A 25,290-nucleotide genomic window follows, 5' to 3' on the forward strand; every position below is an offset into this window, starting at 1 on the left:
CCTACTCCACTGCGCGGTACATCTTCCGATGCCGATGGTACTGTAAAATCACCTCAGCCAGCCCATCCTCCACCGCATAAAAATAGGCCTCTGGCACATCGAGCACCACCGCAATTTTACGCACCAGCCGAAAATCAGGCGCATGTACTTCGTTCTCATATGAACTTATACGAGCACTTGCCGATTCTTCATCCAGCCCAGCACGCACGCCGAGTTCTGCCTGCTTCAGACCTGCATTAATTCTGGCGATCTTTAATCGTTTACCCAGCACGGCGTTGACCCAGCCTCTGTTTAGAAACCAGAATTATCGCTCTCCCGGTCAGGTCGTTCTTCAAGTTTAACCATGCTAATTCAATGGATACTTGAATTTATATGAACTCAGTAACAGTTTTTAAGATTTAAAAACCGCATCATGATGGGCAAAAGCGACATCGTAACTCCGGGGCATGACGCCCCGCGTCGTGAGTGATCGAACACATTACCGCAATACCCGACATGGAGAGTTGTTTATGCCTGGTGAATTACATATCCCCGTCTCCCCAATGGCAGCAGGAGAGCATCTGCTGAAAATCGTCCCTGCCGCATCTCTTATGCATTTCATCCTCACCGTAAAAACCGGGCCGCCGCATCCCGCGCGCAAAGGCCAATAACGGTTTAAGCGCTTCACCTATTTATAACGCCCCAAAAATTAACAGGCTCAACGACGCTTGCGAGCACTCTTTCGCGTCGTCCGGCTTGCCATCCGTCACACATAAGGGAATTAACGATGGAAATCAGTAAAATGCTTCTCAGAAACGATGATTTTGCTACTGACGATAATCTGGCCTGTTCCGGGTTGGATGAACCGCATGAGCGCTACTTTGGTGCCGTCAGCGCGCCCATTATCCAGACCAGTTTGTTTGTGCAGAAAAACTACCAGGCCTACTGCGACGATATGCAGCATGAAGCCGAGCGCTATATTTACTCGCGCGGATTAAATCCGACGGTACAAATGGTGGAGGATAAGCTGGCAAAGCTCGAACGCGGCGAAACCTGCCGCTGCTTTGCTTCGGGAATGGGCGCCATCAGCGCGGTGTTGATGGCAAACCTCAATTGCCATGATCACATCATTCTGGTCAACAACGTCTACGGCCCGACCCAGGCGTTAGTCCGGCAGATGGCAGAAAAATTCGGCGTGAAATACGATATTGTGCTGGATGGCACGCTGGAGAGCATTGCCAGTAAAATTACCCCCGACACCCGGATGATTTACACCGAATCGCCCGGCACCATGACGATGAACATTGTCGACCTGACGGCCATCGCTACACTTGCCAGAGCGCATAACATCACCACCGTTATCGATAACACCTGGGCCACGCCGCTGTTCCAGAAGCCGTTGACGCTCGGCTTCGATATCGTTATTCACTCCTGTACCAAGTATCTCGGTGGTCACAGCGATTTAATCGCCGGGGCGGTGATTACCTCTCGCCAACGAATGACCGCGATCCGTGACTTCTCCCATCAGTTGCTGGGCGCGGTACTGTCGCCCTTCGCCGCCTGGTTGCTGTTACGCGGGCTACGCACTCTGCCAGTACGGATGTCGCGCCATCAGGAAAATACGCAGCAGGTGATTGAGTACCTGAAAAACCGCCCGGAAGTGGAGAATATCCGCCATCCCAGCATGGCAACGCCGGAGCAGCAGGTCATTATCCGGCGGCAGATGTACGGCTTCTCCGGTCTCTTCTCTTTTGAGATCCGCGGCGGGAATTTCGAAACGGTGAAGCAGTTTATCGACGCCTGCCAGGTGTTTAAAGTCGGCTGTAGCTGGGGCGGGTACGAAAGTCTGATTATTTCCCCCAACCGGGGCTACAACGCGTCGGCGCTCGCTGCCGACAACATCGCCTCCGGCCTGATTCGTCTGTCCATCGGCCAGGAAAGCCCGGCACTGCTGATTGCCGACCTGGACGCGGCGTTCGCCGCCATCGCGAACATGTCTAAAGGAGAGGAATGATGGATGCCATTAAAGAGCCGTCATTCGGTTCCGCGCTCGGCCTGTTGGCAGTGATATTTTTTATCTTTGCCACCGGTATCGGCCTGCTGAATTACCCGGTCGAATTCACGTTAATCTGCATCACTATCGTCACCTGTTTCTACGCTGGTTACTACGGTGGAAGCTGGGCAGACGTCATGAAATCGCTGGTCGGAAAAATCAAGGATGCGGTGCCTGCTATCCTGATCTTGTTGTCCATCGGAATGCTGATTGGTTGCTGGATGGTCTCCGGCACCATTCCACTGATGGTGTATTACGGGCTGGCCGCCATCAATCCGGCGTACCTGTATCTGACCGCGTTTCTGGTCACCGTCTGTATTTCCACGTTTACCGGCACTTCATGGGGAACGGCGGGCACCATCGGCGTGGCGCTAATGGCCGTCGCTTCGGCGATGGACGTGTCGCTGCCGGTTACCGCCGGAGCTGTGATATCGGGGGCCTATTTTGGCGACAAGCTCTCGCCGCTTTCCGACACCACCAATATGGCCGCCATTGCCGCCGGGGCTGATCTGTACCAGAGTATCCGCAATATGCTCTATACCGCCCTGCCCGCCTTTGTCATCGCCTGCTGCGGGTTTTATGCCCTGGGCAGCCATCTCCACGGCGGCACTGGCGCACAAATGGCGGCGATCGCCGTGATGAAATCGGCGCTGTCGCAGTTGTTCTGGCTGAATCCGCTGCTGCTCAGCCCGGCGCTGCTGGTCTTTGTCGGAGCCATCAAAAAATGGGACTCGGTGATTGTGCTGGTTGCCTCGGCCCTGTCCAGCATCGTGCTGGCGGTGTTGTTTCAGGACATCACGCTCACTGACATTATTAGCGCGGCCATCAACGGCTTTAAATCGGATATGTTGCCCGGATTACAGGCGATCACGCTGGATGAGGCTACAGCAAGGAATATTAATGTGCTGCTGAACCGGGGCGGAATGTACTCGATGACCGGCCCGATTGTGGTGATGCTGTGCGCATTTATGTTCGCTTCGGCGCTGGACGTCTCAGGCGCACTGGCCGTCATTCTCAGAAAGCTGGTAAAGAAGCTCAACACTGTCACACGAACGGTCCTGGCCACCATCTGTACCAGTTCGCTACTGGTGGCCTGTACCGGCAACGCGGTGATCAGCTTCTTTATCGTCAAAAGTATGTATGACCCCTGCTACAAGGAGAAAAATCTCCATATGGTCAATATGTCACGCGCCATGGAGTCCGGGGCCACGCTGCTGGAAGGGCTATTTCCGTGGACGATATCCGGGATGTTTATGGCGAAAACCCTCGGTGTAGCGACGTTGGATTACGCGCCGTATGTGTTGTTTAACCTGTCATGCCTGGTGATAGCCATTATCTTTGCCATCATTCCCCGCTGGACGGGTTTTGGCACTCGGTATGTAAGCGCTTCAGCGTAATCTGCTTCGGCTAACAGGAGAATATCGCCATGTCCGCAGCCTTCTCGATAAGAGAGCGCTTAAGGTACGACGGCTATTTCCAGAATCTCCCCGGAGATTCTGGTGAGCAGATTGAGATATTCATTTTCAACCGCACCCAGTACGCAATACTGTACCAGGAGAGATGCAGCGAGCACAATTTCTCCTGACACGGAGACCAAAGAAGCAAGAGGCAATAATCCAGTCAAATTAATGGGCAATAATAAATTGCCCATCCTTTATAAAAAACAAGGCTTGTGAGTTAAAAGCCTTTTTTTCGTTTATTGTTTCGATTAAACAGATGACCAACGTGATTCAAAGCAAACCTGAATGGAAGAATCTAAACACATTATTGAACAATGGAAGCTAAAATGCTCAGTGATGAACTGCAGATTTCGGGTTGCAATAGATGTTGGTCCGCCACCGGGGCCTCGAACCCCGCACCAGCAACTTATCTGTTACCGGCTCTGACCCACTGAGCTAGTGGCGGTATAACATTTCCCTGCCGCAAATCCGTGGTCAGGTACTCTAAATCAAATACGCCAGGCAACTTAAGGATAAAGAAGCCCGCAAAAACGAAATAATGATGCTATACCACTATTTTGCTTGCCCGTTACCTGAAAGAGAACGACCAATCAGGTCGGGCGGATAATAATCACTCCGCAGCCGGACTTATTAGCGATGCGTGCTGTCAACCCTTCCATCCTGAATTATCAAGCCTTAATTCACACGAATAATCTGAAAAAACGTTCCATCCTGTAATTTTTTAAAATTTAAACCCATTCGTCATGAATTTAATTTACACATTCAGATCCAATAATACACAAAATAATACCTTTTAATTTTTAATATTTAAAAAGTGGCGATAGCGCACCCCATCAACATGGAGTTGGTCAATGGATGCTGGTTTAATGATTAACAGATCCTGACGTCGTACCACACACTCAAACCGCCCCACAGATACCAGGCGTTGTCATAACCAACCGCGTTATAACCCGGTGTTTATCGTTGGTCTAACGGTGTTGGGTAGTAACCGCTTCGGTAAGCCACTTAAAAGCAAAATAATGTTCAATATATTGATTAAAATGGCCACGGTATTCAGATCTCAATACCCGAAATACTCTCTACTCTATTGCGGAAACATGTTACACGAACCGCCAGACAACCAAAAAAAGGCGTCTTAAATGTTAAAAAAGATAGTGCTGATAAGTTTATTTTCAATTACATACTTACCCGTTGCACAGGCATCATGGAAAACGGTTGTCGAGAACGATATATTCTCTTCTGGCAAAAAAGCTGAACTCATCGGAGAAATATCGAATGAAAATCAGTCGGTTGTATTTGATTGCTCTGAAGGAAAGTTAGCTATCAGTCAGGTTGAAGCAGATAGAAACACGGTTGTTACAGGAAAAGGGAGTTATCAGACTCTCATCAAAATTGATGAAAATCAGCCTGTCGCATTGAATACGACATTGATAAGAAGAAGCCCGGAGTCTATCGCTCTTACCAGCACTGAGAAAGATAAAATTATGACGCTTCTGCGGCAGGTACAGGCTCAAAACTCCAGACAGGACTTTTTAATTGGCGTTATGGATAGCAAAGGGAATCAGCTCTCATCAGGTTCTGGTTCCGTCTCGTTTGCCAAAAAATCTGTAAATAAATTCATTAAGGCCTGCAAAATCGAACTGTAATTCGAACTCTGGTTATTCTCCCTGAGCTATCGATATGCGGCTGCGCACGCCTGATATATTGCAGTAACAACCCGCCCGGAGGCGGGTTTTTATTTCGTCCAGGCCTTATATCGCACGGTTTAAAGCATACATAACAACACGGTGATACAGTAAACTGCCTTGTATCGCCGTTCGACAGACTGACGACGCGAGAAGGTAAACCTAACTAACTGTTTTTTTTTAAATGTTTCACAACAAACTACAGTGAGTCGCAGGCAACAAGTCCCGGAACAGGATGGGAAAACTCTCTATGCAACTTAGCGAAGCCGAACTGATTAAGCGCGCCCCTGTCTGGTATGCGTTATCGGAACTTTTCACCTGGCGTGATCTCCAGGACTATGACTACCGATGGATGGCGCAGGTGCTGAAGGAGTCCGGGCTAAGTCGGGAAAAGATCTTTACTATTCTGGATGAGGAAGTCGCTCCTGCCTTGCAGACAAACCTCCTATATAACCCCACTCCTGTTATCGATTGCTGGTCAGAGGACGATGTCAAAGAGCTCGTCTTACGTTATGTCAGCAGAAAACCGACCATTATTGAGAGGGTTATTCCTTCCCACTTTTTACGTAAACAGCGGCGAAAATACATTCAGGATGAAATCATAAAGCTCACTGCTGAGCTGGATAAACACACATAAAAAAACCGATATTCCAGCAAACTGAAGATTCGCCTGTCGGCTGAAAATTCGTTATTATCCGCCTTCACTCTCCATCCGGGCAGCCTGATGTCTACGATTTTCGATACCTTTATTGCCCCGCTGTGCCATGACAAGATAGAAATACTCTATCAGGACGAACACCTGGTCCTTATCAATAAACCCACAGGATTGCTCAGTCTCTCGGGGAAAAATCCGCAAAATATCGATTCGGTACATCATCGGCTGGTACAAATATTCCCCGGTTGCACCCTCGTCCACCGCCTTGATTTCGGCACGTCCGGCCTGATGGTGATTGCCCGCAATAAGGCGATCAATGCCGCACTCTGCCAACAGTTTAGTCAGCGTACAGTAACCAAAGTGTACAGCGCACTGCTATGCGGACATCTGGCCGACAATGAAGGTGTCATCGACGCGGCGATTGCCAAAGACCCCGCGCTGTTCCCGCTGATGTCGATTTGCGCAATCCACGGCAAGCCCGCCCGCTCCCGCTATCGGGTTATTGAGCGCTTAAATCACGAACAGGAAGATCAGACGTTACTGCCAGTGACGCGGGTAGAGCTAACCCCGGAGACCGGGCGTACCCATCAACTGCGCATCCACTGCCAGCAATTGGGTCACCCTATTTTGGGCTGCGACCTGTATGGTGGACGCCTGTTGCCAGGCACCGGGCAGACGCCACGATTGATGCTGCATGCCAGTGAGTTGCATTTTGTTCATCCCATTAATCAGGAAAAGATCACAGCTCACCATGCCAGCCCGTTCTGACCGCGGATATCTCTGAGCGCGAAATAGGTGCCCGTCTTACAGTGTTGTTATTTGTTCAAGAAATTCGCGTTGATATACCAGACCTAACAACACGACTAAATTCGCAATAACACTCACCATAAACCAGGTTTTGAACGGTTGTTTCTGGGTTTTATGCCGGAACAACTGCTGTGCGATCACACCACCAGGCCACCCACCGACAAGGCCAAAGATCAGAAGCGTTTTTTCCGGCACACGTTGCCAGCCGCTACGAGCAGCATATTTATCTGCGCCATAGATCAGAAAAGTTATTGTATTAACCAGCAATAACCACGCCCAGAACGAATGAAAAACGTAATAGCTGGCGATCAACGAGAGTGCCAGTACGCTATAACAAAGTTGATTAATTCTCATCTTGATGGTCTTCAGTATCCATAAATCCGCTACGAAGCATAATCCAGGAATGAACCACATTTCACCCGTTAATCTCCCTTCATCAGAATACGCCTAATCACCCTGGCAACAGCAATCAACCGGTTGATGAGGGGGATCCCCATGATAAAATGCCGCCGGATATAACCAATGGAAGCAAAACATGAAAAAAATCATCGCGATAGCGCTGGGAGCGCTTTTATTGTCAGGCTGTACGGTGCGCGTTGCGGATCTCACTGTCGCAAGCACCAAGAATTACAACCTGAACGGTGGGCATTTCTACAAAGGGAAGCGGGTAACTGCGGAAGATAGCTATCCGGTTATCATATTCCCGACAGGGATCCCGAACGTTAAAACAGCAGCAGATCGCGCTATTGAGAAAGACAAGTGCGCTGTTGGTTTAACCGATGTGGTCGTCACTCAATTAAATCACGCATTTCTGTTCGGCAAAATCGGCTTACGCGTCGAGGGTAATCTGATTATTGACCGCAGTTTACCCGGTTGCGAAAACGCCAGCTAATAGATTAACCCAGCCTACGTACGAGGATGACTCACGCCCACAAACCGGGCAAGTGATGGTCGTTGTTGACGCTCCAGACAAGGGTAAACAAAAACGGGCGGCAGTGCCCCTAATCACTGCCGCCACTCCCCCGTTTAGCGGACGGGATACGTGTTGTTAATCCACGCGTGGTCATCTTCCCAGGTAAAGCACCATTTGCGCACCGGACCGGCCATCACGTTCAGGTAATAGCTGTCATACCCCGCCATAGTGGCGACCGGATGGTAGCCTTTTGGCACCATCACCACATCGCGGTTGTAGACTGCCATACATTCATCGAGCGACCGATCGTCGGTATAAACCCGCTGCATGCAAAATCCCTGTTCCGGATTGAGCCGATGGTAATAGGTCTCCTCAAGGTACGTTTCCTGCGGCGGATTATCCGTATCGTGCTTATGGCTCGGGTATGAACTGGTACACCCTTCGTTAGTCCACACCTCCACCACCAGCAGGCTGTCCGCAAACTTATCTTCCGGCAGGATATTATGGACATAACGCTGGTTATTCCCTTTGCCGCGCTCCTGCGCGTCGATATCCTGCGGAGCAATCAGTCGCGTCGGCCAGTTGCCCTGACCCGGTGCGGCGCAGACGGCCAGCTCCAGTTTCGTCAGCGCTTGTACCCGCACTGTCTCCCCTGGCTTAACATAAACCGCCCAGGGCTTGATGCGCTCAAAGGGACTCATCCGCTCGCCGATATCGGAAAACAGTGCGGTTGGCGTACCGATGCTGGCGCGTCCAGCCACCAGTACCAGGCAGCGCTCCTCAGCCACAGCGGGCAGGTTCAGTTCCTGTCCCGCCTCCAGTTCAAAGGCTTCGAAACCGACGTACCCCCAGCCCGCCCGTTCAGGGGTGACTGACTGCGTTCGCCCCTGCGCGTCCGGTGTTTGCCAGCGCGATAGTAAACGTGACATTTCGCCTCCTCAGAGCAGCCCGGCATCCCGCGCCAGACGACTCAGATTGTTATATCCCAGCCGTGCGTAGGTCAGCGGATGCGCAACCGCCGGGTCCTGTTCTGCCTCTACCACCAGCCATCCCTGGTAGTTGTGCTGTTTTAGCAGTTGCATAATCGGCGCATAGTCGACACTGCCGTCGCCCGGTACCGTGAAGACGCCGCTCAGCACCGCATCCAGGAAGCTGGTTTTGCGGTTTTTCACATCCGCCAAAACGTCGGCGCGCACGTCTTTGCAGTGGACATGGTTGATACGCGCCGCCCAACGCTGCGCGACCGCCAGCGGGTTTTCGCCTGCAAACGTCAGGTGCCCTGTATCCAGTAACAGGCCGACTTCATCGCCAGTGTGGGTCATCAGATTGTCCACATCTTCCGCCGACTCAATCACCGTTCCCATATGGTGATGGTAGGCAATCTGCACTCCCTGCTGTTGGGTATAGCGGGCGAACTCGGTCAGCTTCTCGCCATACTCCGCCCAACGATCCTGTGGGAAGCGCGGACGCAGATGCACCGGCGTCTGCTGTTCGCCATGAATACAACTGCTCACCTCAGCGAAAACCATCACCTTTGCGCCCAGTTCACGCAGTAGCGTCAGGTGCGGCTGAACGGCGGCGATCTCCTCTTCAACGCTCCGCTCCAGCAGGCGACCGGAATACCAGCCAGACACCAGTTTCAGATCGTGTTGGTTGAGAATCGGCCCCAACACCCCGGCTTCACGCGGGAATTTGTTACCCAGCTCAAAGCCTTCGAACCCAGCCTCTTTCCCTTCGCTCAGGCACGTCTCAAGCGGCGTTTCCGCACCCAGTGAAGGTAAATCATCATTGGTCCATGTCAGTGGGTTAATACCTAATTGCACAGCCATCGTATTCTCCTTAGGTTATGCCTGCCCGCGCTCACGCCACCAGGCGATCAGCTGCAGGTAGTTATCCCGAATGCGCGCCACCAGCTGCGCATCGTCAATGTCATGTTTCAACCACGCGCGGGAGGCTTCGCCAAACAGCGTCCGCCCGACAGCGAACCCTTTTACCAGCGGCTGCCCAACGGCGGCTTTAAAGTCCGCCCGCAGTTGTTCTGCGGGGGCGTCCAGTCCGAGGATCACCACGCCGCGACAGTGCGGATCGCGTCGTTCAATAATTTCGCCGAGCGCTGTCCAGCCTTCAGCGGAGAGCGGTGGCAACTTCCACCAGTCGGGATAAATGCCGAGATTGTAGAAGCGGGAAATGGCGCGCAGATACAACTCGTCGCTACGCGGCATCCCCACCGGCAGGATCACTTCCAGCAGCAATTCATGCCCGGACTGGCAGCAGGCGTGATACACCTCGGCGATTTTCTGCTCCTGCTCCAGACGCAGCCCGTGCGCATCTTCCGGATGGAAAAAGACCAGGCACTTCACCACGTGTTCTTGCGGCCAGCTGATGAGCTGAGTGCCAATATTGCCGTGTTCCATCTCCAGCGGTCTTGAGCCTGGCAATTCAATCGGGCGACCAATCCACCAGCCTTCACCAGTGATGGCATTCAGTGCGTCCTGCCCGAACGTGCCGTCACACAGCAGCCCCGCTTTACCTTCCAGCCCTGCGCTGTTCGCCGCCTCGCGGCTGGCTTGCAGAATCAACGTCTTCAGTGTCGGAATACGCTTTAAGGACGCGCCGCACTGCATCGCCATCTCTTCAAGCTGGCTACGATGATCGAAGGCCATCACACACAGTTCCGGCCACTCACGGCGGCGAGTGGTGACGCGGTGCAGATGGTTAAGGCGCGGATCAAGATCCGGGCGCGGTACTTGTTCTGCGCGTGAGAGGTAATCATCCAGTTCGATTTTGCTCGGCATGGCTGGCGCACAGCCGTGGCGCGAAACCACCAGCGCACCGCAGGCGTTGGCGTAACGGCAGGCCTGCTCCCACCCTTCGTCATTGAGATACCCACGCAGCAACCCGGACATAAACGCATCGCCCGCGCCCAGCACGTTCAGCACGTCCACACGCACGCCGGTAACCGTCAGGCCATCGTCAAGCGAAGGCGGAATGGCATCGGTATAAACCGAGCAACCCAGCGCTCCGCGCTTACAAACCAGCGTTGCCGCGCTTACTTCCCGCACCTGCGCTAATGCCTGTAGCGTGTCGGTGCTGCCGCCCGCAATATGAAACTCCTCTTCAGTACCGACAATCACGTCGAACAAATGGAGCACCGCCTGCAGTTCGCGGGTCACCTGTTCTGCGGCGATAAAGCGCGTTTCACCGTCGCCCAGTGCGGTCAGTCCCCACAAAACCGGGCGATAGTCGATATCCAGCACCGTACGCACCCCGTGACAACGTGCGTAGTTCAGCGCCGTCAGTACCGCTTCACGGGTATGCGGATGAGAAAGATGCGTCCCGGTGATGGCAAGGCAACGGGATGAGGCAATGTACTGCTCATCAACATCGCTGGCGGTAATCGCCATGTCCGCGCAATTATCGCGATAAAAAATCAGAGGAAAGGTGTCCCGGTCTTTAATGCCGAGTAACACCAGCGCGGTCAGACGCTCTTTATCGGTGATCAGATGGCTGGTATCGCAGCCGACCTCGTTGAGTTCTTCGCGCAGAAAGCGCCCCATGTGCTCATCGCCCACCCGCGCCAGCATCGAAGAGCGTAGCCCCTGACGCGCAGTGCCATAAGCTACGTTCCCTGAGGAACCGCCGAGGTATTTGGCAAAACTTGAAACATCCTCCAGCCGGGCACCAATTTGCTGACTGTAGAGATCAACCGCCACTCGGCCCATGCATATCACATCAAACTGCTTTTCCACGTTGATACCTCGTCAGACAATATCGTTCACATTCAGCCAGCGGCCTTCCTGATGCGAAAGTGCAATGGCATCCAACACGCGCGACACTTTCCAGCCCTCTTCAAAGTCCGGCCACATCGGCACATCGGCGGCTATCCCATCGACCAGATCGCGGACCTCCACCGTCTTTTGATCGTTAAAGCCGATGCCATGACCCGCCCCCATACAAAACGCGGCGTAGTCCGGATGTGAAGGCCCCACCAGCAGCGTACGGAATCCCTGGCGATTGACCGGATCGTCATGCAGATACAGTTTCAACTCCGCCATTCGCTCCTGGGTAAAACTGATCGCCCCTTTGGTGCCGGTTATCACGTACGACAGTCCCATCTTGCGTCCACAGGCAACGCGGGAGGTTTCAATCACGCCCTGCGCGCCGCTGGCAAACCGCACCATCGCATGCGCCTGATCTTCGTTCTCCACCGTGACCATTTGCGATGAACCGGTATGCGCCGGGCGCTCCGGCACCACGATCTTCAGGTCGCCGCACACCTCGCGGATATCCCCCACCAGGAAGTGCGCCATATTGACGATATGCGCCGCCAGATCGCCCAGCGCCCCCAGCCCCGCCGTTTCCTTAAAGCAGTGCCAGTGAATGGGGGCCAGCGGGTCCGCCATGTAGTCTTCGTTGTGGGTACCGTAAAAATGGATAACGTCGCCAATTTCTCCGCGTGCGATGATCTCCTTCGCCAGCGCCGCTGTCGGGTTCTTCATATAGTTGAACCCCACCAGCGTTTTCACGCCGGCCAATTTTGCGGCCTCCACCATTTCGTGGGCGTCACGGGCGTTCAGCGCCAGCGGCTTTTCCGAATAGACGTGCTTGCCGTGGCGGATGGCTTCCAGCGCCATCTCTTTATGCAGATGGTTGGGTGAGCAGATATCCACTACATCAATATCCGGGTCGGCCACCAGCGCACGCCAGTCCCCGGTCGAGCGCCGGAAACCAAACGCCTGCGCCCGCTCTGCCGCCAGTTCTGGCGTCACTTCCGCTACCATTTCGCGCACCAGTTGACCGCGCAGGTTGAACACCGTCGACGCCTGGGCATAGGCAATGGCGTGCGCTTTGCCGATATACCCCGTACCAATTAATCCAATTCGTACTTGTTTCATTGTTAATCCCTCACAGTGCGCCGCGACGGCTCTTGGCATAAGTGTCAAAGGCAACCGCCAGCACGATAATCAGCCCGGTAATAATCTGTTGGTAGTAGGCGGAGACGTTCATCAGCACCAGACCATTAATCAGAATGCCCATAATGATCGAGCCGATAATGGTGCCGCCGATACGTCCGTAACCGCCCATCAGCGAGGTGCCGCCGATCACCACCGACGCGATAACGCGCAGCTCAAAAGTGATCCCCGCCACGGCTTCCGCACTGCCTAAACGGGCGCTAAGCACGAAGCCCGCCAGTCCTGCCAGACAGCCAATCAGCACGTACACGCTCACCAGGACCCGTTTAACATTCACCCCCGCCAGGCGCGCCGCTTCCGGATTGCCGCCGATGGCGTAGACGAAACGTCCCCAGCGTGTTTTATGCAGCGCCAGATAACCGCCGACCGCCACCAGCGCAAAGATCCAGATCGGTATGGAGATGCCGAGCAGTTCACCGCGTCCCCACCAGCGATAGCCTGGGTCAAACCCGGCGATTGGCGCACCGTCGTTAATCACCAGCGTCAGGCCACGCCAGATCGTCATCCCGCCGAGGGTGACAATAAACGGTGGCAGGCGCAGGCGGGTGACGCCGAGACCATGCAGAAAGCCAATCACGGTGCCCATAGCCAGACAGATGCCGAGGCCAATCAGCCAGCTCATGCCGCCCCAGGCGTTGGGATCGACCGTGGTGAAGTTGTCGCCTTTAATGACCCAGGCGGCTGTCATGGCGCAGACTGCCAGAATCGATCCCACGGAGAGATCAATACCGGCCGTCAGGATCACGAAGGTCATGCCGACGGCCATGATTCCGTAGATAGACACTTCAGTCAGGATGTTGAAAATATTGCGTTCTGAGAGAAAGTTACTGTTTTGCGTCTGGAAGAAAATCAGCAGCAAGAACATGAAAATCAGCACCCCGAAACGCTCGAAAAACGCGATCGCATCGATGCGCCCGGCACCTTTGGTTGGGGTTTGCGGTTTGGTAATCATCTGCGTCATGAGAAACTCCGTTATGCCGCGTTCAGGGCGTTGTGGTTGATGGCCATCATCATCATGAGCCGCTCTTCGGTCGCGTCGTCGCCGTGGATTTCACCGGTTACCCGGCCTTCGCTCAGGGTGATGATCCGGTCAGAAACCGCCATTACCTCGGGCAGATCGGAAGAGATCACAATCACCGCCACACCTTGTTTAGCCATATCAAACAGCACCTGATGCACTTCTGATTTGGTGCCAACATCGATGCCGCGCGTCGGTTCATCAACGATCAACACGCGGGGATTGAGCGCCATGCAGCGCGCCAGGATCACTTTTTGCTGGTTGCCGCCGGAAAGCTTGCGCACCTCTTGCTCGCTATTCACCATCTTTATCTGCAATGCCAGACGGTAGGATTCGATCAACGCATCCTCTTTGCGGGTGTTGACGAAAAAGCGCCAGCTCAGCAGCGAAGAGAGGCTGGAAAGCGACAGGTTGTCGCGGATAGACAGCCCGAGAACCGCGCCCTCTTTTTTGCGATCTTCCGGCACCAGCGCAATCCCTTTATCCAGGGCGTACATCGGATCACGTGGCTGGTACACTTCACCGTCAAGCTCGAACGAACCCGAGGTGAATGCATCTGCGCCAAAGAGACAACGCGCCACTTCGGTGCGCCCGGCGCCGACCAGTCCGGCAATCCCTAACACTTCACCAGAATGCACGTGAAAACTGATGTCATGCAGCGCAATACCGTGCGGGTCCAGCGGCGGCTTTTCACGGCATAACCCCTTGATGGCCAGCCGAATCGGTTTGTCCTGATGATGCGTTTCACTGGCCGGACGACGATTAAACGCCACGTCACGCCCCACCATCAGGCGGATCAGTTGCTCAACGTTGGTTTCCGCCACCGCTCCGGTACCGGTAAAGCGGCCATCCTGGAACACCGTGAAGCGATCGCAGAGCTGAAACACTTCGTGCAGACGATGGGTAACATAAATAATGCTCACCCCTCGTCCTTTGAGTTCCCGCACCACGCGGTGCAGGCTTTCCACTTCGCTGTCGCTTAACGCCGCGGAGGGTTCGTCCATAATGATAAGCTTTGCATTCAGCGTCAGCGCGCGGGCGATCTCCACCATCTGCTGCTGCGCCACGCTCAGGCGAGCGACCGCCGTAGAGGGGGCGATATTGAGCTGCAGGTAGTCCAGAATGACCTGCGCTTCCTGGTTCACCGCTTTCTCATTGACGATCAAATTGTGTTTGCGCGGTTCGCGCCCGAGAAACATATTTTCAGCGACGGTCATGTTGGGCAGCAGGTTAAACTCCTGATAAATCGTAATAATGCCCTTGTTTTGCCGCTCTACCGGAGAATCCTCCACCGACAGTGTTTCACCGTTAAACCAGATTTCACCACTCGTTTGTGGTTGTGCCCCTGCCAGTGCTTTGAGCAGCGTGGATTTGCCCGCGCCGTTCTCACCGAGCAGCGCATGAATTTCACCCCGCCCCACCGCCAGTTGCGCGTTACTCAGCGCCCAGACGCCAGAAAAACTCTTCGTCAGCTCGGTAACATTCAGTAAAGGTTGCGACATCAGTCTGCTCCTTCTTTATTGCGGGCCGACGCATCAGCGACGGCCCGGAGTAAATCAGTTACCGCCGGCTTCGCCGATACGCTCAGCCTGTTGCAGGTTCTCTTTGGTGATCAACGTCGGCGGATAATCCGCGCCGGTGATGGCTTTTTTCTCACGCACGCTTGCCACCAGCTGGCTCATCGCCGTCTGTACCGCGAATCCTGGACGCTGATCCGCCGTCACCGCCATCCAGCCATCACGTACCCTTTCCAGCGCTTCCGGCACCGCGTCAAAGCCGGTGACCAGAATCTCGCCAGGTTTCACGCCCTGTGCCTGCAATGCTTCAATCGCCCCCAGCGCCATGTCGTCGTTGGCAGAGAGGATCACTTGCGGGCGCTTCGGCAGCGAAGGCAGTACGCTTTCGACAATGCGCATCCCTTCAGAACGCATCCAGTTACCTGTCTGATCGGCCACGATGCGGTACTTCTCACCGCCCGCCTTCAGACTGTCGCGAATGCCTTTCGTACGTTCGATATTGGAGGAGGAGCCTGGCTGGCCCGTCAGCAGAATGATGTCCGCCCCGTTGGGGAATTTGCTTTTCACAAAATCACCCAACGCCTCGCCGCCTTTGTAGTTGTTGGCACCGAAGTGAGGGACTTTTTTCTGGCTATCTACCGAGCGATCGAGGGTGACGATCGGCAGTTTTGCATCCTGAATTTCATCCACGGCGCTGGAAACGGCGTTGACGTCATTCGGGGAGACGATGAACCCTTGCGCGCCACGGGTAATGGCGTTTTCGAGGTCAGCGACCTGTTTTGGCGAACTTCCCTGGCCATCCAGCACCTGTAGATTGACGCCCATCTCTTTTGCCGCTTTTACTGCAGTACGCTGCATATGAACTTCAAACGGCATCGCCAGGTTTGGGGTACTAAAGACAATCTGTTCGTTTTCTGCCATTGCCGTCCCGGATGCTACTGCGATGAGGGCGGCTAGAATCAGCTTTTTCATTGTTATGTCTCTCTGTGTAGGGTGTGTTGTTATCAGGTAAATCAGAGGAAGACTTCACGTTGGCTGTGCAACGATTCCAGCGCTTTATCGGCCAGGTACAGCGCGCGTTCGCCGTCATCGCCGCTGCACTCAGGCACCGTTTCGCCACGCAGAACGGCAACAAAATGTTCCCACTCGGCGGCATACGCGGCGGTGTAACGCTGCAGGAAGAAATGCTCCGGCAGCGCGCTGACGCAACCGTTCTGTCCAAAGTGCTGCACCTGGTTTTCGAGGATGTTGCCAGCGGTCAGCAACCCTTCAGAACCGTGCAGTTCCAGACGCTGGTCGTAGCCGTAGGAGGAGCGGCGGCTGTTGACGATGGTTGCCATCGCGCCGGAGGCATACTTCAGGACGATGAACGCGGTGTCGATATCGCCCGCCTCGCCAATAGCCGGATCGACCAGGTTGCTGCCCTGGGCGTAGACCGAAACCGGCTCTTCACCCATTACGAAACGCGCCATATCAAAATCATGGATCGTCATATCGCGGAACATCCCGCCGGAAACACGGACGTATTCAGCAGGCGGCGGTGACGGATCGCGGGAAATGATCAGCAGAGATTCCGGCTTGCCGATACGCCCGTCCTGCGCGTCGGTTTTCACCCGGCGAAACTGCGGGTCAAAGCGGCGATTGAAACCGATGAACAACGGTACGTTGTACTCTCTCACCACCTTCAGACAGTCGCGCACACGGGCAAGGTCAAGGTGGACTGGTTTTTCACAGAAGATGGCTTTGCCGTGACGCGCAGCCAATTCGATTAAATCGGCGTGGGTATCGGTGGCAGACGCAATCAGGACAGCGTGGACATTGGGATCGGCCATCGCCTCATCGATGCTTTGCACACGCGCCTGATATTGTGTGGCCAGGCGAGTAGCAAATGCTTCATTCGGATCAACGACTGACCAGAGGGTGGTCTCTTTGTGGGTTGCGATGTTAGCGGCATGTACCTGGCCGATTCGGCCAGCTCCCAGTAAAGCAATGTTAAACATAACGGCTCCCGGTGTTGGTGAATGCTGTGAACTAACGACCCCATGAATAAAACATTTATTTCATTTTCAAGAATAGTGAAAATTATGTTTTTTTGCGCACAAGTTAACACTTTGATGATATTTGAGACTGGTTTTGTTATCAGTCTCACAACATTTTCATCAGGATTACCGAAGCATGGAATGGAATAAAAATTTCATTGAACCAGGAATTGGATGAGTGATAGCGCCTTTGACGACATGTCATCGGCGCTATGGCGATCTTAATACTGACGGGCGTTCTTCAGTTGTGACTGCGTTTGTTCCGCGGCATGACGCACCTGCGGCGACTCTGCCACCTGTGCATCACCGGTTCGCCACCATGACGCATAATCATGGGTCATGGTTTTCGGCAACACTTTGATGTCCAGCAGTGTGGGCCCAGGGTGTGCGCGCGAGGCTTCCAGCGCCGCCAGCAGGCTCTGTTCGTCATTTACCCGCCACGCCTTGCAACCATAACTTTCGGCGTTTTGCGCAAAATCGACCTGCACCAGCGGGCCGTCCAGCAGCCCGGTTTGCGGGTTACGCTGGCGATTTTCGGTGCCAAAACTGCCCATACCGTGCCCCATCTGCAAATTATTGATACAGCCGAACCCGGCATTATCAAAGAGCAGAATGGTGATTTTCACCCCTTCCTGTACCGCGGTTTGCAGCTCGGAATGTAGCATCATGTACGAACCGTCGCCCACCATCGCATAGACCGGCTGCTGGGGTTTCGCCAGCTTTGCCCCCAGCGCAGCGGCTATCTCATACCCCATGCAGGAGTAGCCATATTCGAGGTGATAACTGTCGGGGGTTTTCACCTGCCAGATACGCTGTAAATCTCCCGGTAGCGATCCTGCCGCCCCCACGATAATGGCGTCGTCCTCAATATGCTGGTTGATAAGCCCGAGCACCCGCGTCTGGGTCATACGCGTGTTGAGCGCCCGACTGTACTCCGCCAGTTGCGCATCGAGATGCCCGGCAATTTCAGGTGCCTCGTCCGGTTGCCACTCGCGCGACCACAAACGAGAGCACTCCTCATGCCAGGCCGCTTTCGCCTGCGCCACCTCGCTTCCCCAGTCGCTGCGGTAATCCTGAAGACGCTCCGTCAGCGCCGTCATTCCGGCGCGAGCATCGGCCACCAGCGCCGTCGCATCCAGTTTCAGCGCATCGAACTCGGCGACGTTCAGCAGGAGGAATTCCACCTCCGGATGCGAAAACAGCGCTTTTGATCCGGTGGTGAAATCGGTCAAACGGGTGCCGATACCAATCACCAAATCGGCCTGGGGCGCCAGCCGATTCGCCGCCAGCCCGCCAGTCACCCCAATGCCGCCAAGATTCAGTGGGTGATCGCTGGTCAGCGCCCCTTTTCCGGCCTGGGTTTCCGCAAACGGCAACTGCAGAGTTTCGACAAACTGGCGAAACGCCTCGTGAGCGGCGGAGTAACGTACCCCTCCGCCACACACCACCAGCGGACGTTGTTTGCGGGCAATCAGCGCGCGCGCCTGCTCAAGCCTTTGCGGATCGGGCGGTCGTCTTTCAATATGGTGAACACGACGGGCAAAGAAGCTCAGCGGATAATCCCAGGCTTCGCCCTGCACGTCCTGCGGCAGACAAATCGTGACGGCACCGGTATTCGCCGGATCGGTCAGGACTCGCATGGCGCTCAGCATGGCACTCATCAACTGTTCCGGGCGATTGATTCGGTCCCAGTAACGCGAGACGGGACGGAAACAGTCGTTGGTGCTGATGCTGAGATCGTGATACTGCTCGATTTGCTGCAATACCGGGTCCGGCTGGCGGCTGGCATAAATGTCGCCCGGCAGCAGCAGCAGCGGAATACGGTTCGCGGTCGCCGTCGCGGCGGCGGTCACCATGTTTGCCGCGCCCGGTCCCACCGATGAGGTCACCGCGTAGATACGCTGACGCCGATGCTGTTTGGCGAATCCCGTCGCCATGTGCGCAATCCCCTGCTCATTACACCCCTGATGCACTTGCAGATGCCCGGCATCCTCCTCGAGCGCCTGGCCGATCCCGAGCACATTGCCGTGACCGAAGATGGTGGCGACGCCTTCGACAAAGGCCATCTCCTGGCCATCGACACAGACATACTGTTGGTTGAGGAACCTGATCAGGGCCTGCGCCATGGTCATACGTTCGGTTTTCATAAATCCCCCTGTCAGCCCAGTGTCGGCATGGAGAAGGCGGCGGCGCTGTCTTGCTGCATTTCGGGCCAGCGGGCAGTGACGGTTTTCATGCGGGTATAGAAACGCACGCCGTCGTTGCCATGCACGTTGAGCGGACCAAAAATGGAACGCTTCCAGCCGCCGAAGCTATGAAACGCCATCGGAACCGGAATCGGCACATTGATACCCACCATTCCCGCCTGAACCTCTTCACTGAAGCGCCGTGCGCAGCCGCCGTCACGGGTAAAGATGGCTGTTCCGTTACCGTATTCGTGGCGGTTGATCAGATCAATCGCGCTGGCGTAATCCGCCACCCGCACGATTGCCAGAACCGGTCCGAAGATTTCCTCTTTATAGATGGTCATCTCAGGCGTGACGTTATCGAAAAGGGTCGGCCCGACAAAATAGCCCTGCGGGTGGTCTTTAACGCTAAAGCCCCGACCATCCACACGCAGCGTCGCGCCCTGCTCTTCGCCGCTGTCGATATAGCTCAGCACTTTGCTACGGTGCGCCGCAGAAATTAACGGCCCCATTTCATTTTCCGGCGTCTGATCGAGCCCCGGTCCGACACGCAGCGCGGCAATTTGTTTCTCAAGACGGGCGCAAAGATCATCCGCCGTGTGGTCTCCGACCGCCAGCACCACAGAGAGCGCCATGCAGCGCTCGCCTGCCGCACCGTAAGCCGCCCCCATAATGGCGTTCGTCGCCATCTCCATGTCGGCATCCGGCATCAGAATACAGTGGTTTTTCGCGCCGCCCAGCGCCTGACAGCGTTTACCGTGCGCCGAGGCCGTCTGATAGATATATTCGGCAATGGGCGTGGAACCGACAAAACTCACGGCCTGTACGCGCGAGTCGGTCAACAGCACGTCCACCGCTTCTTTATCGCCCTGCACGACGTTGAATACGCCATCCGGCAAGCCCGCTTCTTTCAACAGCTTCGCCAGCGCAACCGCCAGCGAGGGATCTTTTTCCGACGGCTTCAGCACAAACGTATTCCCCGTCGCCAGGGCAATCGGGAACATCCACATCGGCACCATCGCCGGGAAGTTAAACGGTGTGATCCCAACGCAGACGCCCAGCGGCTGCATCAGTGAGTGGCTGTCAACGCCGGTGCCGACATTCGCCGAGTGCTCCCCTTTTTGCAAATGCGGAATGCCGCAGGCAAACTCCACCACTTCCAGACCGCGCGTCACTTCCCCTACCGCATCGGAGTAGACCTTGCCATGTTCTTCGCTGATAATTCTGGCCAGCATTTTCATGTTCTGTTCCAGCAGCGCTTTAAACCGGAACATCACCCGCGCGCGTTTCAGCGGCGATTGTTTTGACCATGTGCCAAATGCCTGCTGCGCTACCGCAATGGCGCTCTCTGTTTCCTGCGCCGTGCTCATCACCACCTGACGAATTTGCTCGCCCGTGGCAGGGTTAAAGATCGCCTGAAGGCGCTGGCCAGCACCAGTGACACATTCGCCGTGAATAAAATTCGCTACCGTCTCCATCCTGAACCTCTCGCTGTGAGTACATGACTATTTCCCAACCACTGTATATGAAATAAACGTTCTATTTTAAGTTGAAATAAAACAAATATTGATTATTGTGATCAGGGATGGATTTTTATGTTAACGATCTGCCGCACCATGGCAGGTATGACACTGGCATTTGAAATGTGTAATTTTGCGTTTAGAATCAGAAAACTAAGTTTAGAGAGAAAAAAATGACGACAGCATCCAGTCTGAGCGAGTTGCAGCAGCAAATTCGCGACCGTTACGACAGTTTAAGTAAACGGTTGCAGCAGGTGTCCCGCTACGTGCTGGATAATACGAACAGTGTGGCTTTCGATACCGTCGCGGTCATCGCCGAGCAGGCGGATGTCCCGCCTTCGACGCTTATCCGCTTTGCTAACGCATTTGACTTCACCGGATTCAATGAAATGAAACAACTGTTTCGTATGAATCTGGTGGAAGAGACGGCCAACTACAGCGATCGTGCAAGACTGTTCAGGGAGATGGAAAGCGAATCCGTACCGGAAACGCCGCTGGAAATCCTACAGGAATTTGCCCGCTCGAATGCGCAGGCGCTACAGCAATTAGCGTCACGTACCGATCCGGAGATGCTGCAACGCGCCGTTCAGTTACTGGCAGAGGCCGACACGATTTATATTGCCGGATTGCGCCGCTCGTTTAGCGTTGCCGCGTATCTGACCTATGCGCTGAGCCACGTCGAGTGCCGGCCCATACTGCTCGATGGTATGGGGGGAATGCTCCGTGAACAAATAAACCGCATTAAAACGCGCGATATCGTTATCTCCATTAGCTTTTCCCCTTATGCAGAAGAGACGCTGATGGTCAGTGAAATTGCGGCCAAAGCGGGGGCAAAACAGATTGTGATCACCGACAGCCAGATAAGCCCGCTGGCGACCTTTAGCGATCTCTGTTTTGTGGTGAAAGAGGCGCAGGTGGATGCCTTTCGATCGCAATCCGCCACCCTTTGCCTGGTACAGTCATTGGTTGTCGCCCTGGCTTACCGGCAGGGAAACGGTCACAAATAACAGCGGGATCGCATCAATCGCGCGGGCCGTATGCCGTCCGTGGCACTGGCGATGTTCCAGTCATACCTGGAACATCGCCGAACACTGAGCAAAACCGTGTTCAGACGGCCACTTTACGGCGAGGTTCGTGGGTGCGTTGCTGCGTTTCCCACTTATCTGCCAGGCCAACCTCAACCTCTGACGGCGCAAGCATCGTGCGACCCCGAACCAGATCCGCCGCACGTTCCGCCAGCATGATGGTCGGCGCATTCAGGTTGCCGTTCGGTTCCGTTGGGAACACCGATGAGTCGATCACGCGCACCCCTTGCAGGCCATGCACGCGCAGCTCAGAATCAACCACCGCCAGCGGATCTTCCCCCATCCGGCAGGATCCACACGGATGCATCGTGCTTTCCATGTTGGCGCGCACAAATGCATCGATCTCCTCGTCCGTGTTCACATTCGGGCCGGGGGCCAACTCCTCGCCACGAAAGCTGTCCATCGCAGGCTGACCGATGATCTCACGCGTCAGGCGGACGCAGCGGCGAAAGCCTTCACGATCCTCTTCGCGCTCCAGGTAATTAAAACGAATTTCCGGATGCTCATACGGATCGGCAGAACGCACCCGCACATAGCCACGGCTCTTCGGTTTGTTAGGACCGGTCAGCACCATAAAGCCGTGTCCCTTGAACGGCTTATCGCCATCGTAGCGCATTGCCGCAGGTAAAAAATGGAACTGAATATCCGGCCAGCGCAACCCCTTCTCTGAGCGGATGAATCCCCCCGCTTCGAAATGGTTGCTCGCCCCCAGGCCATCTTTAAACAGCAACCAGCGCAGGCCAATTAACGCTTTCGAAAACAGCCCCATTTTGCTGTTCAACGAGACCGGTTCTTTGCACTGGAACTGGATATAAATCTCGGCGTGATCCTGCAAGTTTTCCCCGACGCCTGGGAGATCGTGTTTCACCTCGATACCGGCTTTGCGCAGAACCTCGGCAGGACCAATGCCGGAGCGTTGCAACAAGTGCGGGGAGCCGATCGGACCGGAAGAGATCAACACCTCTCGCGTACAGCGCACAGTGTGAATTTCTCCCCCCTGCTCATACTCAACGCCAACAACGCGTTTACCTGCCAGCACCAGCTTACGCGTCATCGCATTGGTGACGACGGTCAGGTTAGGTCGGGTCATGGCGGGTCGCAGATAGGCATTTGCGGTAGACCAGCGCACGCCATTTTTGACCGTCATATGCATCGCGCCAAAGCCTTCCTGCATATAGCCGTTGGTATCATCCGTTTTGATGTAGCCCGCCTGCGCGCCAGCTTCAACCCAGGCGCCATACAACGGGTTCTGCATATTGTTGCCGTTGTTGGTGCTCAGCGGGCCTTCTGAACCGCGATAATCATCACCGCCAAACTTGTAGTTTTCCGCTTTACGGAAATAGGGCAGACAGTGGCGATAACCCCAGTTTTTGGCCCCTGTCGACTCCCATTCATCGAAGTCGTAAGCATGACCCCGGATATAGACCAGACCGTTGATCGATGACGATCCGCCCAACACCTTCCCACGCGGGCAGTGCAGACGACGACCGTCCAAATACGGCTCTGGCTCGGTTTCGTAGTGCCAGTTAAATTTTTTGGTGTTCATCGGCATCGAGAACGCACTGGGCATCTGGATAATGATGTTGCGATCGCTTCCGCCGTACTCGAGAACCAATACGTTCACGCGCGCGTCTTCGGTCAGGCGGTTTGCCAGTACGCAACCTGCCGATCCTGCCCCTACGATTATGTAGTCGAACTGTTTAGTAGACATCATTATCTTGCTCCATTTTGGTTCTGGACAATTGCGACAGGTACACCTTTATTACCCGTGGTGTACTCCGGCATGTGTAATTCGATATGCGAAATCACGGCTTCTTCATGATGCAGGTTCAGTGAACGGCAGGAGACGTAGTAGACGATACTGGAGGCGATAAGCCCCACCAGCCAGGCCAGATCAACGCTGCCCATCGCACGTGCTATCGGCCCGACAAACACCTCGCGACCGCCGTCGAAGATGCAGAAGAACGGCACCATTGCGAGAAAGCCCGCAAGGTAGGACAACAAACCACGCGCCCCCCAACGGCCATAAATATTGCCGTGCGGCTGGAAGAAGTGCGGGATGGCGTAACGCCCTCTACGGACAAAGAAATAGTCCGTCAGATTGACCGCCGTCCAGGGCACCAGGAAGTACAACATCACCACCAGATAGATGTTCAGCACGGATAACCCCGAGCTGGAGTTGTAGATGCTCATCGCCACGCCCAGTTGCAGGAACACCACAAAGATAATGGCCACGATGCGTGCTTTGGCCGTCGGTTCTATCTTCCTGAAGGAGTCCACGCTGGTAATGGCGGTCAGTTTGGCGCTGTAGATATTCATCGCAATCACCGGCAGGAACGCCAGGATAGTGATGGCCACGACGGCAGTCCCCAGATGAGGAGAAAAGTTGGCGCCAACCATATTGAGCGCCACCAGCACATCCGTCGCACGTAGATGAGACGCCAGCCAGCCGCCCACCGAGATCATCCAGGCCCCCGACAGCGATGCCCCGAGAAACACGGCAGTGATCAATTTACCGCTGGAGGTATTTTTCGGCAGATAGCGCGAATAGTCGGAGACATACGGTGCGTAAGCGATGTTGTAACTGGCGGCCGCCGCAAACTGCGCAATAAAGCCCGTCCAGTTGAAGCCCAAAGGCGGTGCCTTTGCCGCCCCTTCAACAACCGGAGCGTCATGAACCCAGCCCATCAGTACTGCCAGCGTCACCAGACCGTACAACGGCAGCGATAAAAACAGCGACCATTTGAAGGTTTTGTGCATCCAGTCATGGCCGAGAATAGCCAGAATGGTCGCCGGTACCGTCACCGCCAGCGCGACCTGGAACGGGTTCCAGCTAAACAGCGTTTTCAGCCCCTGCATCATCAGCACCAGGTTGACAATATTGAAGCCGGCAAACACAAACAGCGTGGCTAACAACACCAGCACCACGCCGCGATAGCCAAACTGCGCGCGTGACTGGATCATCTGCGGCAGACCCAGGTGCGGTCCCTGCGATCCGTGGAAAGCCATGAACAAGGTTCCGAACATAATGCCCAGAGTGCCTGCCAGCGTGGTCCATAGCGCATCAAGTCCGACGCTTGGCCCAACAAAGCCGATGGTCATGGTAAAAAAAGTAAAATTGCCGACAAACCAGAAGGGTCCCTGACTGGAGAGTTTATCGGTGCGTTCCTGTTCTGGCACAAAGTCGATCGAGCGTCCTTCTATTGGACTTTGTTGTTCACTGCTTGTCCCTTTCACTGCGGTTGATTCTGGTTGCATAAGGTCCCCCTGGGGAGATAAGGGTGAAGCAATAAGAATTCATTAAGCCAGGCGACTGCCGGCTCGTTAGCTCAGTGCGTTGTGCCATACCGGGCCGCATCCGGGCAGCATGATGCTGCGCCGGAAGGGCCGATAAGTCGGA

General features: G+C 54.8%; 22 protein-coding genes and 1 tRNA gene. 8 read left to right on the plus strand and 15 right to left on the minus strand.

Annotation, left to right across the window (positions count from 1 at the left end; translation table 11 throughout):
• Position 1 precedes the first annotated feature (1 nt).
• Positions 2–271 carry a helix-turn-helix domain-containing protein gene (locus tag NNO04_RS01550; RefSeq protein WP_271443172.1) on the minus strand — a complete coding sequence of 90 codons (270 nt, stop codon included), beginning with the start codon at positions 269–271 and terminating at the stop codon, positions 2–4.
• A gap of 238 nt (positions 272–509) precedes the next feature.
• On the opposite strand from NNO04_RS01550, the gene NNO04_RS01555 reads away from it, so the two are divergent.
• The 3 genes from NNO04_RS01555 to nhaC all read left to right on the plus strand — a co-directional run bounded on the left by NNO04_RS01555 (position 510) and on the right by nhaC (position 3,429).
• A complete protein-coding gene (locus NNO04_RS01555) occupies positions 510–650 on the plus strand; it encodes a hypothetical protein (protein WP_271443173.1) in 141 nt (46 codons plus the stop codon).
• 116 nt (positions 651–766) lie between these two features.
• Positions 767–1,993: a trans-sulfuration enzyme family protein gene (locus NNO04_RS01560; RefSeq protein WP_271443174.1), complete on the plus strand. Its 1,227-nt coding sequence runs from the start codon at positions 767–769 to the stop codon at positions 1,991–1,993.
• Complete coding sequence (gene nhaC, locus NNO04_RS01565; RefSeq protein ID WP_271443175.1) at positions 1,990–3,429, plus strand: Na+/H+ antiporter NhaC; 1,440 nt, start codon at positions 1,990–1,992, stop codon at positions 3,427–3,429. Before NNO04_RS01560 ends, nhaC begins: the two co-directional genes overlap by 4 nt.
• A gap of 431 nt (positions 3,430–3,860) precedes the next feature.
• Here the strand turns inward: nhaC and NNO04_RS01570 are convergent.
• Positions 3,861–3,937, minus strand: a tRNA-OTHER gene (locus NNO04_RS01570).
• Between the two features lie 694 nt (positions 3,938–4,631).
• Between NNO04_RS01570 and NNO04_RS01575 the strand changes: the two genes are divergently transcribed.
• The 3 genes from NNO04_RS01575 to NNO04_RS01585 all read left to right on the plus strand — a co-directional run bounded on the left by NNO04_RS01575 (position 4,632) and on the right by NNO04_RS01585 (position 6,600).
• The gene (locus tag NNO04_RS01575) at positions 4,632–5,138 is read left to right on the plus strand and encodes a hypothetical protein (protein ID WP_271443176.1); all 507 of its coding nucleotides are present in this window, start codon (positions 4,632–4,634) and stop codon (positions 5,136–5,138) included.
• Positions 5,139–5,427: 289 nt separating this feature from the next.
• Positions 5,428–5,814: a DUF7079 family protein gene (locus NNO04_RS01580; protein ID WP_271443281.1), complete on the plus strand. Its 387-nt coding sequence runs from the start codon at positions 5,428–5,430 to the stop codon at positions 5,812–5,814.
• Positions 5,815–5,901: 87 nt separating this feature from the next.
• Positions 5,902–6,600 carry an RluA family pseudouridine synthase gene (locus tag NNO04_RS01585; protein ID WP_271443177.1) on the plus strand — a complete coding sequence of 233 codons (699 nt, stop codon included), beginning with the start codon at positions 5,902–5,904 and terminating at the stop codon, positions 6,598–6,600.
• 36 nt (positions 6,601–6,636) lie between these two features.
• Here the strand turns inward: NNO04_RS01585 and NNO04_RS01590 are convergent, their stop codons facing one another.
• Complete coding sequence (locus NNO04_RS01590) at positions 6,637–6,993, minus strand: DUF1294 domain-containing protein (RefSeq protein ID WP_271443178.1); 357 nt, start codon at positions 6,991–6,993, stop codon at positions 6,637–6,639.
• Positions 6,994–7,174: 181 nt separating this feature from the next.
• On the opposite strand from NNO04_RS01590, the gene NNO04_RS01595 reads away from it, so the two are divergent.
• Entirely contained in the window at positions 7,175–7,531 is a 357-nt protein-coding gene (locus NNO04_RS01595) for a lipoprotein (protein ID WP_271443179.1), read from the plus strand.
• A 134-nt stretch (positions 7,532–7,665) separates the two neighbouring features.
• Here the strand turns inward: NNO04_RS01595 and iolB are convergent, their stop codons facing one another.
• The 10 genes from iolB to NNO04_RS01645 all read right to left on the minus strand — a co-directional run bounded on the left by iolB (position 7,666) and on the right by NNO04_RS01645 (position 20,763).
• Positions 7,666–8,481: a 5-deoxy-glucuronate isomerase gene (gene iolB / locus NNO04_RS01600; protein ID WP_271443180.1), complete on the minus strand. Its 816-nt coding sequence runs from the start codon at positions 8,479–8,481 to the stop codon at positions 7,666–7,668.
• A gap of 9 nt (positions 8,482–8,490) precedes the next feature.
• Positions 8,491–9,381: a myo-inosose-2 dehydratase gene (iolE, locus tag NNO04_RS01605; protein ID WP_271443181.1), complete on the minus strand. Its 891-nt coding sequence runs from the start codon at positions 9,379–9,381 to the stop codon at positions 8,491–8,493.
• Positions 9,382–9,396: 15 nt separating this feature from the next.
• Entirely contained in the window at positions 9,397–11,301 is a 1,905-nt protein-coding gene (locus NNO04_RS01610) for a bifunctional 5-dehydro-2-deoxygluconokinase/5-dehydro-2-deoxyphosphogluconate aldolase (protein WP_271443182.1), read from the minus strand.
• A gap of 12 nt (positions 11,302–11,313) precedes the next feature.
• Complete coding sequence (locus tag NNO04_RS01615; protein ID WP_271443183.1) at positions 11,314–12,447, minus strand: Gfo/Idh/MocA family protein; 1,134 nt, start codon at positions 12,445–12,447, stop codon at positions 11,314–11,316.
• A gap of 10 nt (positions 12,448–12,457) precedes the next feature.
• Positions 12,458–13,486, minus strand: coding sequence for an ABC transporter permease (locus NNO04_RS01620; RefSeq protein ID WP_192613163.1), 1,029 nt, complete (start codon positions 13,484–13,486; stop codon positions 12,458–12,460).
• Between the two features lie 11 nt (positions 13,487–13,497).
• On the minus strand, positions 13,498–15,045 hold the full coding sequence (locus tag NNO04_RS01625) for a sugar ABC transporter ATP-binding protein (protein ID WP_271443184.1): 1,548 nt from the start codon (positions 15,043–15,045) through the stop codon (positions 13,498–13,500).
• Positions 15,046–15,099: 54 nt separating this feature from the next.
• Positions 15,100–16,032: a substrate-binding domain-containing protein gene (locus NNO04_RS01630; RefSeq protein ID WP_271443185.1), complete on the minus strand. Its 933-nt coding sequence runs from the start codon at positions 16,030–16,032 to the stop codon at positions 15,100–15,102.
• Positions 16,033–16,073: 41 nt separating this feature from the next.
• On the minus strand, positions 16,074–17,060 hold the full coding sequence (gene iolG / locus NNO04_RS01635; RefSeq protein WP_271443186.1) for an inositol 2-dehydrogenase: 987 nt from the start codon (positions 17,058–17,060) through the stop codon (positions 16,074–16,076).
• A 260-nt stretch (positions 17,061–17,320) separates the two neighbouring features.
• The gene (iolD, locus tag NNO04_RS01640) at positions 17,321–19,246 is read right to left on the minus strand and encodes a 3D-(3,5/4)-trihydroxycyclohexane-1,2-dione acylhydrolase (decyclizing) (protein WP_271443187.1); all 1,926 of its coding nucleotides are present in this window, start codon (positions 19,244–19,246) and stop codon (positions 17,321–17,323) included.
• Between the two features lie 11 nt (positions 19,247–19,257).
• Complete coding sequence (locus NNO04_RS01645) at positions 19,258–20,763, minus strand: CoA-acylating methylmalonate-semialdehyde dehydrogenase (protein WP_271443188.1); 1,506 nt, start codon at positions 20,761–20,763, stop codon at positions 19,258–19,260.
• A gap of 215 nt (positions 20,764–20,978) precedes the next feature.
• Here NNO04_RS01645 and NNO04_RS01650 point away from each other — a divergent pair, with 215 nt between their 5' ends.
• Positions 20,979–21,812, plus strand: coding sequence for a MurR/RpiR family transcriptional regulator (locus tag NNO04_RS01650; RefSeq protein ID WP_271443189.1), 834 nt, complete (start codon positions 20,979–20,981; stop codon positions 21,810–21,812).
• Positions 21,813–21,912: 100 nt separating this feature from the next.
• Here NNO04_RS01650 and betA read toward each other — a convergent pair whose 3' ends face one another.
• On the minus strand, positions 21,913–23,604 hold the full coding sequence (gene betA / locus NNO04_RS01655; protein ID WP_271443190.1) for a choline dehydrogenase: 1,692 nt from the start codon (positions 23,602–23,604) through the stop codon (positions 21,913–21,915).
• Positions 23,604–25,148, minus strand: a complete 1,545-nt coding sequence (locus NNO04_RS01660) for a purine-cytosine permease family protein (protein ID WP_271443191.1) — start codon at positions 25,146–25,148, stop codon at positions 23,604–23,606. The genes betA and NNO04_RS01660 overlap by 1 nt, the downstream gene beginning before the upstream one ends.
• Positions 25,149–25,290: the final 142 nt, after the last annotated feature.

This window comes from Citrobacter sp. Awk 4, assembly GCF_028069725.1.
Classification (GTDB): domain Bacteria; phylum Pseudomonadota; class Gammaproteobacteria; order Enterobacterales; family Enterobacteriaceae; genus Citrobacter_D.